15 protein-coding genes are annotated in these 14,172 nt (G+C 35.4%); 14 read left to right on the top strand and 1 reads right to left on the bottom strand.

Annotation, left to right across the window (positions count from 1 at the left end; translation table 11 throughout):
• Positions 1–8: 8 nt before the first annotated feature.
• From ACEN4L_RS05730 to rfbB, 6 genes are all read left to right on the top strand, one after another.
• Entirely contained in the window at positions 9–1,313 is a 1,305-nt protein-coding gene (locus tag ACEN4L_RS05730; protein WP_407096264.1) for a lipopolysaccharide biosynthesis protein, read from the top strand.
• 74 nt (positions 1,314–1,387) lie between these two features.
• Positions 1,388–2,347 carry a 1-aminocyclopropane-1-carboxylate deaminase/D-cysteine desulfhydrase gene (locus tag ACEN4L_RS05725; protein ID WP_407096265.1) on the top strand — a complete coding sequence of 320 codons (960 nt, stop codon included), beginning with the start codon at positions 1,388–1,390 and terminating at the stop codon, positions 2,345–2,347.
• Between the two features lie 2 nt (positions 2,348–2,349).
• On the top strand, positions 2,350–3,837 hold the full coding sequence (locus tag ACEN4L_RS05720) for a GNAT family N-acetyltransferase (protein ID WP_407096266.1): 1,488 nt from the start codon (positions 2,350–2,352) through the stop codon (positions 3,835–3,837).
• Positions 3,834–4,925: a DegT/DnrJ/EryC1/StrS family aminotransferase gene (locus ACEN4L_RS05715; protein WP_407096267.1), complete on the top strand. Its 1,092-nt coding sequence runs from the start codon at positions 3,834–3,836 to the stop codon at positions 4,923–4,925. Before ACEN4L_RS05720 ends, ACEN4L_RS05715 begins: the two co-directional genes overlap by 4 nt.
• Positions 4,926–4,937: 12 nt before the next feature.
• Complete coding sequence (rfbA, locus tag ACEN4L_RS05710; protein WP_407096268.1) at positions 4,938–5,810, top strand: glucose-1-phosphate thymidylyltransferase RfbA; 873 nt, start codon at positions 4,938–4,940, stop codon at positions 5,808–5,810.
• 75 nt (positions 5,811–5,885) lie between these two features.
• A complete protein-coding gene (gene rfbB, locus ACEN4L_RS05705; protein ID WP_407096269.1) occupies positions 5,886–6,911 on the top strand; it encodes a dTDP-glucose 4,6-dehydratase in 1,026 nt (341 codons plus the stop codon).
• 320 nt (positions 6,912–7,231) lie between these two features.
• Here the strand turns inward: rfbB and ACEN4L_RS05700 are convergent, their stop codons facing one another.
• Positions 7,232–7,402: a hypothetical protein gene (locus ACEN4L_RS05700; protein ID WP_407096270.1), complete on the bottom strand. Its 171-nt coding sequence runs from the start codon at positions 7,400–7,402 to the stop codon at positions 7,232–7,234.
• Positions 7,403–7,447: 45 nt separating this feature from the next.
• Between ACEN4L_RS05700 and ACEN4L_RS05695 the strand changes: the two genes are divergently transcribed.
• The 8 genes from ACEN4L_RS05695 (at position 7,448) to ACEN4L_RS05660 (ending at position 14,045) form a co-directional block, all read left to right on the top strand.
• Positions 7,448–7,696 (top strand): hypothetical protein, encoded by a 249-nt coding sequence (locus ACEN4L_RS05695; protein WP_407096271.1) that lies wholly within the window; start codon positions 7,448–7,450, stop codon positions 7,694–7,696.
• A 967-nt stretch (positions 7,697–8,663) separates the two neighbouring features.
• Complete coding sequence (locus tag ACEN4L_RS05690) at positions 8,664–9,680, top strand: GDP-mannose 4,6-dehydratase (protein ID WP_407096272.1); 1,017 nt, start codon at positions 8,664–8,666, stop codon at positions 9,678–9,680.
• A 23-nt stretch (positions 9,681–9,703) separates the two neighbouring features.
• Positions 9,704–10,543 carry a galactokinase family protein gene (locus ACEN4L_RS05685; RefSeq protein ID WP_407096273.1) on the top strand — a complete coding sequence of 280 codons (840 nt, stop codon included), beginning with the start codon at positions 9,704–9,706 and terminating at the stop codon, positions 10,541–10,543.
• Between the two features lie 289 nt (positions 10,544–10,832).
• The gene (locus tag ACEN4L_RS05680; RefSeq protein ID WP_407096274.1) at positions 10,833–11,405 is read left to right on the top strand and encodes a Dps family protein; all 573 of its coding nucleotides are present in this window, start codon (positions 10,833–10,835) and stop codon (positions 11,403–11,405) included.
• A 154-nt stretch (positions 11,406–11,559) separates the two neighbouring features.
• Positions 11,560–12,273: a Crp/Fnr family transcriptional regulator gene (locus tag ACEN4L_RS05675; RefSeq protein WP_407096275.1), complete on the top strand. Its 714-nt coding sequence runs from the start codon at positions 11,560–11,562 to the stop codon at positions 12,271–12,273.
• 193 nt (positions 12,274–12,466) lie between these two features.
• Positions 12,467–12,841, top strand: coding sequence for a hypothetical protein (locus ACEN4L_RS05670; protein WP_407096276.1), 375 nt, complete (start codon positions 12,467–12,469; stop codon positions 12,839–12,841).
• Positions 12,826–13,680: a prolipoprotein diacylglyceryl transferase gene (gene lgt, locus ACEN4L_RS05665; protein WP_407096277.1), complete on the top strand. Its 855-nt coding sequence runs from the start codon at positions 12,826–12,828 to the stop codon at positions 13,678–13,680. Before ACEN4L_RS05670 ends, lgt begins: the two co-directional genes overlap by 16 nt.
• Before the next feature lie 131 nt (positions 13,681–13,811).
• Positions 13,812–14,045: a heavy-metal-associated domain-containing protein gene (locus ACEN4L_RS05660; RefSeq protein ID WP_188205422.1), complete on the top strand. Its 234-nt coding sequence runs from the start codon at positions 13,812–13,814 to the stop codon at positions 14,043–14,045.
• The last annotated feature ends 127 nt before the right edge of the window (positions 14,046–14,172 follow it).

The raw sequence follows: 14,172 nt of genomic DNA, 5'->3' as shown, positions 1-14,172 counted from the left end.
GGACACACTTGAAAAAAATAAATGCATTCATGCATTCACTTAATAAAGGTAGTTTTACAAAAAATGTACTCATGATTACCGGAGGAACCGTTTTTGCGCAAGGATTAAGTGTCTTTTTATCCCCCGTTATTACAAGGCTTTATACTCCAGAAGATTATGGTGTATTAACAGTTTATGGAGCCTTTTTAGGGATGATCAATTTATTAGGGGCTTTTTCCTATGATTCTGCAATTCCTATAGCTGATGATGATGAAAAAGCATTTAATATACTAACTCTTTGCTTATCAATTTTGTTGTTTGCTACTACAGCGTTGTTAATATTATTGTTTTTTGCAGGGGATTCCTTACTCGAGTTTTTTAATGCAGAGCAAATACTGGATTATAAATACTTTATACCAATCGGTTTTTTTTTAACAGGTCTTTACACTGTTATGTCCCAGTGGGCTTTTAGAAAAAAAGAATTTAAATCTATTACAATTACTAAGTATAGTCAAAGTATAACCGGAAATTCCATAAAAATTACTATGGGATTATTTGGTATAAATTCCATTGGATTAATCTTGGGGAATATTTTTAGTCAAAGTGCAGGAATACTGACACTGATTAAGCCACATATAACTGAATTTAAAAAAATGATTAAAGAAATAAAATTTCAAGAAATTAAAAGACTCTCAAAACGATATATCAACTTCCCTCTATTTACAGCTCCTGGGCTATTTGTTTTGTCTGCTTCAGGGCAATTACCAACACTTTTCATGACATTCTTGTATGGAGCAAACATTGTGGGTCTATATGGTTTAGCTAGAAGTATTACTTTTTTACCAATGAGAATCATTGGTAAGTCAGTTCAAGATGTCTTTTATAGTGAAGCAGCCAGTATAGGAAAAAGTAATCCTATCAAAATAAAAAAGTTGTCAAATAAGCTTTTAAAAAAATTAGTTCTACTAGGCGGCGTGCCTATGATTATTTTGGGATTATTTGGTCCTGTATTATTTTCATTTATTTTCGGGGAAGACTGGGAAATAGCAGGGGTTTTTGCAAGATTATTATCAATAGAATCTTTTTTCCATTTTATATTTCATCCAATAAGCACTATATTTTCGATATTCGAACAACAAAAGACATCCTTTTTACTTAGTATTGGAAAACTTTTATTGGTATTAAGTATATTTGGAATTGCCAACGTATATAATTGGGGATATTACGCTATAGTTTTTATATTTAGCGTTGCAATGGCAGTAATCGAATTGCTAAAATATGTCTTAGCCCAAAAGATTATAGACGAAGAAATTTCAAAAGTGATTGGTTCTTAGTCAGAAAGTTTATAGTGAAGAAAGAGTAATAAAAAAATGTTGTGTGTCTGAGAAAATAGAAAGGTTGTGTAGTATTGAATTATACGATGCTAGAAACGCCAATTCATAAACTGAATTTTTCTTTCGGCGAAAATACATTTTATATGAAGAGAGATGATTTATTACCCTTTTCATACGGAGGAAATAAAGTAAGAATAGCGGAAAAGTATTTCAAAGAAATTGAGCAGAATGATTATGATTGCGTAATTTCCTATGGCAGTAGTTCATCAAATATGAATCGTGTGGTTGCGAATATGTGTAGTACGTTGGGTATTCCTTGTTATATTATCACTCCTCGAGAAAAAAAAATTAAAGAAGAAACTTTCAATAGTAAAATACTGGACTTGCTAGAAGTTGACATCATTTATTGTGATAAAGATAAAGTAGCCATAACTATAAAAAACGTGATGGATGAAGCTTACAATAAAGGTTTCAAACCATACTACATATATGGTAATGAATATGGAAAAGGGAATGAAAAAATTGCTGTTCAAGCATACAAAGAAGTATATGAAGAAATTATAAGATACGAAAATGACGAGAAAATTCATTTTGATCTTATGTTTCATGCTTCAGGAACAGGAATGACTCAGGCAGGTTTATTAAGCGGTCAATATGAGAAAAATGATTCTCCCAGAGTAGTAGGGATTTCAGTGGCTCGAAATCACCAACAAGGAGTAGAGAGTATATATAATAATATGCGTTCGCTATACAACGAAAAAGTAACTGAACATATCAAAGAAATGATTCAATTCGAGGATCAATATTTATCAGGTGGATATGGACAGTTTAATGATGGTATTGCTAATGTTATTAAACAATTATTGAAGGTAGATGGGATAGGTTTAAATACAACTTATACAGGAAAAGCATTTTGGGGAATGCTTGAATATATAAAGAAAAATAAAGTAAGAGAAAAAAATATATTATTTATAAACACTGGAGGAACTCCTTTGTTTTTCAATGATGTAACCACTTTTTATGAAGGAGAATAAAAATGAATATTCTTTTGACGTCTGTAGGTAGACGTAGCTATCTTGTTAATTATTTTAAGGAAGTTTTAGGAAGAGATGGAAAAGTACATGTTTCTAATAGTTCATCAGATACTCCTGCATTTAAAAGTGCAGACTATTCAATAGTTTCACCGCTAATTTACGACAATGAATATATTCCCTTTTTATTAAAATATTGTAAAGAAAATAATATTGGAGCTATAATATCACTTTTCGATATAGACTTACCTATCCTTTCCAAGAATAAAAAATTATTTCAAAAGAATGGCATTCAACTAGTTATTTCAGATGAAAAAGTTATCGAAGTATGTAATGATAAATTGAAAACTTTTCAGTTTTTAACAAACCATGAAGTAAAAAGCCCTTTGACGTTCACTTCTTTAGCTGAAGCTAAGACAGAAATTGAAAATGACAACTTACAATTTCCAGTTATTATAAAACCACGATGGGGTATGGGGTCAATAGGCGTTTATGAAGTAGACAATGAAGAAGAATTGAACACTTTATATAATAAAACATTGAAAAGTATTGAAAGGTCTTATCTAAAATACGAATCGGATAAGAACTTGAAAGAAAGTATTGTCATTCAAGAGAAATTAAAGGGGCAAGAATATGGGTTAGACATCATAAACGATTTAGAAGGGAGATATCATACTACTATCGTCAAAAAGAAGTATGCGATGCGAGCAGGTGAAACAGATGCCGCAGTTACAGTAGATAACAAGAAATTAAAACTACTTGGAAAAAAAATTAGTGAAACATTTAAACACATAGGAAATCTTGATGTAGATGTGTTTTTAGTTGATGACATACCGTATGTTTTAGAAATCAACGCTCGTTTTGGAGGAGGCTATCCATTTAGTCATATTGCTGGTGTGAATCTTCCTAAAGCAATTATCAAGTGGCTAAAGAACGAAAAAATTTCCGAAGATTTATTGGAAGAAAAAATAGGTGTTTTATCTCATAAAGATATAAATATTACTGTTTTAGAAAGTTATTCTGACGAGCACAATGAAGTAAATATCAAAAAAATAACTAGAAAAGATGATTTAACTAGATTGTTAGAGAATTACGATACTGTTTTTCGACCTTCCTTATCAAGCAGAAAAGATAACCTTGAGGAGTATTCAAATAAACTTTTAAGTAAGGCTCAAACCTTTGTAATCGAAAATGAAAAGACAGAATTAGGGTTCATTACTTTTTATGCTAACGACTTTGAAAAAAACATTGCTTATATTGTCTTTTTAGGCGTATCATCTTCTTGTCAAGGAAAAAAGCTAGGGCAGAAATTGTTGAACCAATGTCTTAATACAGTTTTTGAATTGGGCATGAAAGAAGTTAGACTGGAAGTTCGTGTGGATAACATCAAAGCTCTTAACTTTTATCAAAAAAATAATTTTTATATTACAGAAAAAGCATCTGAAATTTCTTATTATATGACAAAGAAGCTAGACAAGGGGGAAAAGGAATGAAATCTATTCAAGTAACTCAATCTTCCATGCCCCCAATTGAAGAATATATGGAAGAAATCAAAGATCTTTGGGACAGCAAGTGGCTAACAAATATGGGAGAGAAGCATCAAAGGCTAGAATTTTCCCTGAAAAACTATTTAGCTACTCCTAATATTAAATTATTCACTAATGGACATTTAGGTTTAGAAGCTGCATTGTCCGCCTTTGATTTAAGAGGTGAGGTAATTACTACTCCTTATACGTTTTCTTCCACCACACAAGCAATTATACGAAGTGGTTTAAAACCTGTGTTTTGTGATATTAATCAAGAGGACTACACTATAGATGTCACTAAAATAGAGGAACTTATCACGGAAAAAACAAGCGCAATTGTACCTGTCCATGTTTACGGAAATATTTGCAATGTGGAAGAAATCAATAGAATTGCCAAAGAGTATAATTTAAAAGTGATCTATGATGCTGCTCACGTATTTGGTGTAGAAGTAAATGGCAAAGGAATTGGAAATTTCGGCGATGCATCGATGTTCAGTTTCCATGCCACAAAAGTATTCAATACTATTGAAGGCGGAGGAGTTACTTATCAAGATGATAATCTATCTGAACCTTTAGATGCCCTAAAAAACTTTGGACAAACAAAACTAGAAACTGTAGATTTTGTAGGCGGAAATGCAAAAATGAATGAATTTCAAGCTGCTATGGGTTTATGTAATCTCAAACACGTCGATGGAAATATAGAGAAGCGGGAAAGAGTTGTTCAAAGGTACATTTCGAACCTAAAAGATATAACAGGAATAAAACTTTCTCAAGAACAAGAAGGGGTAAAAAGTAATTATGCCTACTTCCCAGTTGTGTTTGATGGATATAAAAAAAATCGAGATGAAGTTAATAATCAATTAAAAGCCAACGGAATTACTGCACGTAAGTACTTCTACCCATTAACCAGTAGTTTTACAGCGTATGACGATGAATTTAATCCTGAAGATACGCCAGTAGCAAAGTATATCTCTGAACGTGTTCTAACTCTTCCGTTGTATCCAGATTTATCTTTAGAAGACGTTGATAGAATTTGCCAAATAATTATTAACTAAAGGAGATATATCATGAAAGGTATTATTTTAGCTGGAGGAAACGGTACACGATTGTATCCTATTACTCAAGCAGTATCAAAACAATTGCTACCAATTTATGACAAACCACTAGTTTATTATCCGTTATCTGTTTTAATGTTAGCAGGAATCAATGAAATACTTATCATTTCTACTCCGCATGATATGCCGATGTTTAAGAAGTTATTAGGGGACGGTTCTACTTTAGGCATAAGATTAAGTTATAAAATACAAGAGGAGCCAAGAGGCTTAGCCGATGCTTTTATAATCGGAGAAGAGTTTATTGGAGAAGATAATGTCTGTTTGATTTTGGGAGATAATGTTTTCTATGGCCAGGATTTGACTCGAACGTTAAACAGAGCGCAAAAAATTGAGGAAGGAGCAGTTATCTTTGGATATCCTGTAAAAGACCCTAAAGCTTTTGGAGTAGTGGAATTCGATGATAATAAGAATGTCATTTCAATTGAAGAAAAACCTAAAAATCCAAAATCAAATTTTGCTGTTCCAGGACTGTATTTTTATGATAACAATGTAGTAGAAATTGCTAAAAATGTAAAACCATCCGATAGAGGCGAAATAGAAATCACCTCGATAAATAATCATTATTTAGAACAAGGTAATTTGAAAGTGGAATTACTTGGTCGAGGAATGGCTTGGTTAGATACTGGTACTCCTCAAGGTTTACTAAACGCAGCAGAATACGTAGAAGCTGTCCAATCTAGACAAGGATTCTATATAGCTTGTTTAGAAGAAATCGCTTGGAGACGTGGTTTTATTAATGATGAACAATTCGAAGAAGTTGGAAAAAGTTTGAAAAAAACTGATTATGGTCAATATATACTTTCGCTTTTATCTGAAAAAGTATAAGAATAGTTTATAAATATTTTTTCGAGTTCTATTTATTTTTTTGTAGAAAGTTTATTAATTTGGAGGCTGCATAAAATGAAAATTCTCGTCACTGGTGGAGCAGGATTTATCGGATCTAATTTTGTCCATTACATCGTCTCTAGCCAGCCAGATACCCATATAACAGTACTAGATAAATTGACATACGCTGGAAACAAAGAAAACTTAGCTGGTCTTTCAGACAGCCAGGTCGAATTGGTCGTCGGGGACGTTACTGATGCGGACCTTGTAGACAGGTTGGTGAAAGAAACTGATGCTGTAGTGCACTTTGCAGCTGAATCTCATAACGATAACTCCCTAGAAGATCCGTTTCCGTTTGTGCAGACAAACATTATAGGAACTTATGTTTTAATTGAAGCTTGCCGAAAATACGGTGTTCGCTACCATCATGTTTCAACGGATGAAGTCTATGGGGACTTGCCATTGAGGGAAGATCTTCCAGGTCACGGAAAAGGGCCGGGAGAAAGATTCACAACTGAAACACCATATAATCCATCTAGTCCCTATTCTTCAACAAAAGCTGGTTCGGATTTGATGGTCAAAGCATGGGTACGCTCGTTTGGTTTGAAAGCGACTCTTTCAAACTGTTCAAATAACTATGGACCTTATCAACATATCGAAAAATTCATCCCTCGCCAAATTACAAATATTTTGTCCGGTATTCGACCAAAACTATACGGAGAAGGGAAGAATGTTCGAGATTGGATCCATACCAACGATCATTCTTCAGCAGTGTGGACAATCCTGACTAAAGGCCGTATTGGAGAAACTTATTTGATAGGTGCAGATGGAGAAAAGAACAACAAAGAAGTGTTGGAACTGATTTTGGAATTGATGAATCAGCCCAAGGATGCCTATGATCACGTGAAAGATCGTGCTGGACATGACTTGCGTTACGCTATCGACTCCACCAAAATGCAAGAAGAGTTGAACTGGGCACCAGAATATACGAAGTTCCGTGAAGGATTGGTAAATACAATCAAGTGGTACACTGAAAACAATGAGTGGTGGCGAGCTGAAAAAGAAGCAGTCGAAGCGAAATATGCTAAAAACGATCAGTAAGAAAAAGGCAGGATGCTTCCTGCTTTTTTTTATTCAGGGATTCATCAATAAAGAATACTTGGAACTCGGTTTTGAACAAGTTGAGAATATTAGGTAGATAATTAAGATGCTTTGAATTATATAAATGGCTAATTACAAATGAAGTATGTAAAAAATATTATTATCTTAATAATTCAGCTGTTCAATTTCACCAACTAAACATGGCACTGCATGCTTTCTTCAGCAACTCTAGGCTTACCTAGTAACTATAAAGCTATATGCAAGCTTAGATTCAGCGCAATGGTACGGTAGTCATACAAATGTTCATTGGATCACTTTGTTTACTTTTGAATGGCGAATGTTTTTATAGTCAATCCGACATAAGATAGATATTTTTGATTGCGTGAACCAGTATTATATAAGGTTGCGTCATATTCTTTTTGAGTATTGTGGTAAACCTCAAAAGTACATGAGATCACGTAGCGGTTTTTGTTGTCGGTGACTAACTTCATTACAAAATCTACTAAAATTATTTCTTGACAGAAAGGAAGAAACAAATGTATAGTCATCAGTTTGATATTACAAACATAGTATCAAATCCAGATAGAGAAGGAGAGTATCTTATTGGGATTAGTGGCTATGATGCGGAACAAAAACGAGGATTTGAGGGACAAATTAGACGTGACAGAGGTGGATATTTAAGAGGTAGTTATATCGATCCAAAAAGAAATCCACTATCGAGAAGTCTTATTACGCGAATTAGAACTGAAGTAGAGGAAAAAATACGTGAACTAAGAAAGAATTAAAGTAGGCATCAGAAAAACAAAAAGGTCACTCATTTTTATTTTTGATGTGAAGAGATTTTTCGGCTCTATGTAAAATAATGTTGGAAATATATTGAGCAAAAAAACTTGCTATATTTAAAGTCAGCATTTCAAGGCGTTCCAATAAGGTTTTTGGGGACAACATCTTGAGGTACTAGGAAGCTGATATGGGGACAAACGGAAGAAAACTAAAGAAGAAACTTTGGAACTGACATTGTGAGAACAAGAACTCCCCACGAACTTGGCCCTTAAAATAAGGAATACCCAGAGTCAAGCGGTCTGGAAAGAATTGGAGTCTGTCATCCAATGCTAGCCCGACCAATAAAAAAACATCTTTGAAAATGGTTCGGAGTTTTCTAATTATTGATTCAGAGAGTATTTGGAAAGGTGTATTATTCAAATTATCGACTTTTCCAGATTTTTTGCATTTAAATCAAACCGATGTGAAACACGGGTAGTACCTAAAGGGTACAATGAACTGCTGAGAAACAAAGTCGACATTTCCTTCCACACTCGGTTTATCCTTAGGTAATTTTACTCGCGTGGGAGGGATGGTTGTATGGGAAATCCGGTCAATTGAAACATCAATGAATTAAATGGTCTGTCTTTTTGGTCGGTGAGATCCATGAGCTAGAAGGGGTCACTGGTCGGAAAAGAAAGGGATATTCAAAACTCATATCCAGTGTTTCTTGAAGCCGGTCTCCTATCAGCAAAATAGGGTTGACATAGAGAGGAATACTGTCCTGATAATACGCAGTAGTGTTTTCCGCGACAAAAGAGTAGGGGTATTCGGTGGCCTGACCTTCTTTTTGCTAAAAACAGAATTGCATTGTGAATAATACATATTTTAACATTCCAATTTAGGAAGAAATATTATCGAATTTTAAAGGTAACACAAAAAAACATCGTTATTTAATTAAGGGAAATAAATCTAGTTGGGAGAATAAAAATGAATATAAAAAGAATATTAGTAACAGGAGCAGCTGGCTTTATTGGATATCATTTATCTGAACAATTAATTAAAGAAGGTCACGAGGTTATTGGGATTGATAACCTTAATGATTATTATGATATAAACTTAAAGAACAATCGATTAAGTAAGATTAAGAATGAAGCTTTGTTTACTTTTATCGAAATGGATATTTCAAATAAAGAAAAAATAGAAGGCGTCTTTCAAGAATACAATCCTAGTTTGGTTATTAACTTAGCGGCTCAAGCAGGGGTTCGTTATTCTATTGAAAACCCTGATGTATACATTCAAAGTAATGTTATCGGATTTTACAATATTTTGGAAGCCTGTCGTCATCACTCGATAGAACACTTATTGTATGCTTCCTCAAGTTCAGTATATGGTTCTAATAAGAAGGTCCCATTTGAAGAAACAGACTTTGTGGATAATCCAGTATCATTATATGCTGCAACTAAAAAATCTAATGAATTAATGGCACACACGTATAGCCATTTATATAATATACCAACAACGGGTTTACGCTTCTTTACTGTATATGGCCCTATGGGAAGACCTGATATGGCATATTTTGGATTTACAAATAAGTTCTTTAATAGTGAACCTATTCATATTTTTAACAATGGTGATTTCGACAATGACTTATATCGTGATTTCACATATATTGATGATATTGTCACTGGAATCAGTAGATTATTAAATCATCCTCCGGTAAAGACATCAGATCAAACACCGCATAGTGTGTTTAATATTGGAAATAATAATCCTGAAAAATTGATGGTATTTATTAATAGCTTAGAACAAGCCTTGAGTAATTCTTTAGGACGGAAAGTAGAATTTGAAAAGATTTACGAACCCATAAAGCCCGGTGACGTTCCTGCTACTTATGCTTCTACGGATAAGTTACAAAAGGAAATAGGCTTTAAACCTGAGACGACTATTCAAGAAGGTCTTCAGAAATTCACTGATTGGTATGTGGAATATTATAATAAAAAGTAAATTATATGCATGGAGGTATAAACTTGAAAGAATTAATTGAAAAATTTCAAGGAACTTATGGAAAAACTGATATTCGTGCAGTACGTTCACCTTTAAGAATTTGTCCTATAGGAGCGCACTCTGATCACCAGCTCGGTCGTGTGACGGGGATGACAATAGATGCAAGTGTGGATATGGTGTATTCTCCTACAGATGACGGTTATGTTCGAGTTGAAAGTCAAGATTTTCCAGATAAAGAATATTTTCATATTGATCATGATTCAGAATACTTACCTGGTTTCTGGAGAAATTACATTCGTGGTGCAGTATTAGCTTTAAAAGAGGACTATGTCTTGAAGAAAGGCTTAAACGCCATTGTGAGCGGTAAGTTGCCAATTGGTGGACTAAGTTCTTCAGCGGCAGTAACTACTGCTTATTTGATGGCTTTATGCGATGTAAATGGCATTGAAGTCTCTAAGTTAGACTTGATTAAATACAGTCATTGGGTAGAAACTCAATTCATTGGTTTGAAAAATGGTATCTTAGACCAATCTGCCAATATTTTGAGTATGGATAATTACTTGATGGTAATGGACTGTAAAACAAATGACTATGAGTTGATTCAAAAAGGAGCAGACATGCCAGAATTTGAAGCGGTAGTTGTGTATTCTGGTATTTCAAAACAGTTAATTAGTACTGACTTCAATAACCGTACAGATGAACTTCCAACGCTCGTACTAATGGTGCGTTGGGAGACATTATTGAAATGTAACTCCAGAATCTTACGGTATTGGATCATAAAAAAACCTCCTGTATATAGTGTCATGCTTTTAGGCATGCAATATTATTATACAGAAGGTTTCTTTTTTTATTTAACTATATAGTTTGGGTGGTTCTCATACCCGCAATAGCTGGCTCTATTCCCCGCAACCACTGGCTCACTTTTCCGCACAGGTGGCTCTATTTAAATGCAATATTCATTTGGGCTTCCCTCTAAATTCTTATCTGTGATCTCAAATGCTACATCAAAAGAAAAGATTTTTTTCTTGATGGGCGTCAATTTTTTTGCTGAAATTCTGTCCTATACTAAGTTCAACAAAGAAAAAGGAGGCGTCGATCGAAGCTGTAGGAAACAAAAAATTCATTTTAAACAAAAAATAGGAGGAATGAATCATGACTGAAAATAAACCGACTCAAGAAAAAACAGCCCAAGAAAGGTTGCAAGCCGAACAAGAACACAAGGAACATGTCCACCATACAAAAATCAACGCAGCGGCTATCGGGGATCACCTTATAGGAAATATGCATACGTTACATGTGAAGTTACATCAATACCACTGGTACCTAAAAGGTCCAAACTTCTTTACGTTACATGAAAAATTTGAAGAACTGTATAACCAAAACGAAGAATGGTTCGATAAACTTGCGGAGCGTCTGATTACTTCCGGTCACAAACCTGCTTCCACAACGGCTGAATTTGAAAAATACTCCATGCTTTCAGAAGATGCGGTCAATAAATACGCTGAAGCAGAAGAAATGGTTGAAAATATTGTCGACGATTTCAGAAGCACCCGTGAACTAACCGTTCGCGCTATCCGTTTAGCACAAGATGAGGGCGATGATGCTTTAGAAGATACCTTGATTGCTTTTAAAAATGATTTAGATAAAAATATTTGGATGCTGCAAGCGTTCATTGGCAAAGAAGCTTTGGAAGACGATGATGCTTTTGATGAAGACGAAGAGTAGGTCTTTTATAAGCACATATTAAAAAATAAAAGATTTGGGGTTGGGATTCTTTCCAGCTCCAATTTTTTGCCGTTAAAATAGTTTTTTTGGTGAGCGTCATTTTTTTTGTAGTGCAGACCTTATATACTACATACAGGAATGATGAAAAACGAAAATGAAACAGATAAAGGGGAAGAATGAGTTGACTCAACACAACAAACCACATGCACCAGGAGACCACTCAGCTTGCATCCGCTTGGAAGACAGCTCGATGGATCGTATTGCTGAAAAAGCCCGCACGAATCATTATCGAAAAGGCGAATTTCTATTTCGTTCACAAGAAAGAGAGGGTGCTTTGTATATTGTGAATCGGGGGAAAGTTCGTATCTATCGCTTGTCCGACTCTGGCAAAGAACAGCTGATTCGCATTCTGAATCCGGGTGACTTTACTGGAGAATGGACTTTATTCAATCCTTATGCTTTGCATGAGGAATACGCAGAGGCTACTCGAGATACCTCTGTTTGCATGATCCAACAAAAAGATATACAGGGGTTTTTAGAAGAGTACCCGGCAATTTCATTAAAACTGCTCGCAGAAATGTCGCAACGATTAGAACATTCAGAACGGCAAACCGCTCAAGTGGCAGTAGAACATGTGGTCACCCGGTTGATTTTATTTTTGGTCGAAAATATAGAGTCTGAAATGAACAATTCTCCTATCATCACTCTGCCGATGGCGAAAAAGGACATCGCTTCCTATTTAGGCACAACGCCTGAGACCATCAGCCGTAAATTTGCGGAATTGGAGAATGAGGGACTGATCCAACAGCTGCCTGAGAAAAAAATTAAGATTCATGATGTAGATGATTTATTGCTTTACAGTGAGTAGCCAAGAAATGATCCCTAAAAGGAAGGCTTTTGAGAAAAAGTATGTCCGATTTAGTGAATAAACGGGTACACGTTCTTCTATATGTCTGAGTTCTGTCGTCCCTCTTCATTAACCATGAGACAAAACTCAGTGCCGTGGCTTTTCTTTCTAGCGAGGTTATCAAGCAAATCGGGAAAATAAGGAGTGAATTAGAGTGCATCATTTTTGGATCACGGTTGCTACTACGTTATTAACAGCAGGGATTCTCTTGTTCAGTCCTTTAGCCGGGAACACAACTGGCGAAATAAGGAGATTTAACGTTGTTGAGACAGGTACAGCTGTGGAAAGAGAGCAAGTCATGTATTACATAAACAACACTCAATTGGATAAATCAGAGGAGCTTTTGACAGGAGATGGTGTCATCGGAAACGAAAAAGTGACGTATTACCAACTGAATGAAAAGGTAGAGGAAAATTCATTCTTAAGCTGGCTGTCCTGGAATTCAGCAGGTATCTTGTTTATCACTATCATGGTCAAGGTTACGCGAAAAAATGAGGAAACGGAGCAAATAAAATGGAATACGTATTAGGTATTTTGAACCCCCACGCAGTGGAGATTGGTTCATTTGTGATCCACTGGTATGGAGTGATTATTGCGGCAGCCATATATGTGGCTCTCCAGTTGAGCACTAAGGAAGCAACGAAAAGAGGACTGGAAGAGGATACCGTCATCGATATGGCCTTATGGGCGATTCCGATTGGTCTCATCGGTGCTCGGTTTTACTATGTGTTATTTGAACTTGATTATTACCTGCAAAATCCGAGTGAAATCTTTGCGATTTGGAATGGCGGCATTGCAATTTATGGGGGATTGATTGCAGGAGGGATCACGCTATATAGGTATGCAAAGAAAAGAGACCTTTCTTTGGCACTTATGTTAGATATTTTAGCGCCTAATGTGTTGTTAGCACAATCTATTGGCCGCTGGGGGAACTTTATGAATCAAGAGGCGCATGGTGGACCAGTTACCCGTCAATTCTTGGAAAAACTTTATTTACCTGAATTTATCATTGAACAAATGAACATCAACGGTACTTACTACCACCCGACCTTTTTGTATGAGTCCTTATGGAGTTTGTTGGGATTTGTTTTAATCGTGACTCTGCGAAACCGCAAACAGTTGTTACGCCGAGGGGAAGCTGCCTTGAGTTACGTTTTGTGGTACTCAGCGGGCCGGTTCTTCATTGAAGGCATGAGAACGGACAGTTTATGGATTGGCGATTGGATACGGGTTTCGCAAGCGTTGTCTCTGGTCTTGTTTATTAGTGCGATCGTAGTGTGGGTTCTGCGCAGACAAGACTATCCGCCGATTCCTTATTATTCTGATGGCAATAAGGAGCGGAGAAAGACTGTTCAGATGATGAATTGAGCAGAAAAAGAAGCACAAAACTTGATCTGCGACAAGTTTCATTTGCCGAAAGTGGGCTATACTATAGTTGTAAAGAGAAAAAGGCCTATTGTTGCCGACAAAATAAAGAACAGACGAAGGAGAAATGAGTCATGGAAAAAGCTACATTGCAATTAGAAACATTGTCTTGTCCAAGTTGTATGCAAAAAATTGAGGGGGCACTAAAATTAGTTAATGGAGTGGATAAAGATAGTATCAAAGTGTTGTTCAACTCCAGTAAAGTCAAAACCAATTTTGATTCAGCCGTCACTTCGGTTGAAGATATTCAAAAAGCGATCGAAGAGGTAGGCTACCCGGTGTTGAAGACAAAAGTAAAAGCAGCTTAACCCATCAATAAATGTGTTTCATAAACAAGCAATCCTGTAAGAAGAGAAATCTTTTTAAGGATTGCTTTTTTATTGCCTTCATTTAGAAGCTGTTTATATCAACAAAGATGGATTAAATAAAGTTAAA

This window comes from Desemzia sp. FAM 23988, assembly GCF_045528365.1.
Taxonomy (GTDB): Bacteria; Bacillota; Bacilli; order Lactobacillales; family Carnobacteriaceae; genus Desemzia.
This window is presented reverse-complemented; position numbering and strand designations above follow the sequence as displayed.

What these genes read in the sequence shown, in the direction of transcription:
- ACEN4L_RS05720 (WP_407096266.1), top strand. Translation starts at nt 2,350, where the DNA reads ATGAATATTCTTTTGACGTCTGTAGGTAGACGTAGCTATCTTGTTAAT.
- ACEN4L_RS05715 (WP_407096267.1), top strand. Translation starts at nt 3,834, where the DNA reads ATGAAATCTATTCAAGTAACTCAATCTTCCATGCCCCCAATTGAAGAA.
- rfbA (WP_407096268.1), top strand. Translation starts at nt 4,938, where the DNA reads ATGAAAGGTATTATTTTAGCTGGAGGAAACGGTACACGATTGTATCCT.
- rfbB (WP_407096269.1), top strand. Translation starts at nt 5,886, where the DNA reads ATGAAAATTCTCGTCACTGGTGGAGCAGGATTTATCGGATCTAATTTT.
- ACEN4L_RS05700 (WP_407096270.1), bottom strand. Translation starts at nt 7,402, where the DNA reads ATGAAGTTAGTCACCGACAACAAAAACCGCTACGTGATCTCATGTACT.
- ACEN4L_RS05695 (WP_407096271.1), top strand. Translation starts at nt 7,448, where the DNA reads ATGTATAGTCATCAGTTTGATATTACAAACATAGTATCAAATCCAGAT.
- ACEN4L_RS05690 (WP_407096272.1), top strand. Translation starts at nt 8,664, where the DNA reads ATGAATATAAAAAGAATATTAGTAACAGGAGCAGCTGGCTTTATTGGA.
- ACEN4L_RS05680 (WP_407096274.1), top strand. Translation starts at nt 10,833, where the DNA reads ATGACTGAAAATAAACCGACTCAAGAAAAAACAGCCCAAGAAAGGTTG.
- ACEN4L_RS05675 (WP_407096275.1), top strand. Translation starts at nt 11,560, where the DNA reads ATGAAACAGATAAAGGGGAAGAATGAGTTGACTCAACACAACAAACCA.
- lgt (WP_407096277.1), top strand. Translation starts at nt 12,826, where the DNA reads ATGGAATACGTATTAGGTATTTTGAACCCCCACGCAGTGGAGATTGGT.
- ACEN4L_RS05660 (WP_188205422.1), top strand. Translation starts at nt 13,812, where the DNA reads ATGGAAAAAGCTACATTGCAATTAGAAACATTGTCTTGTCCAAGTTGT.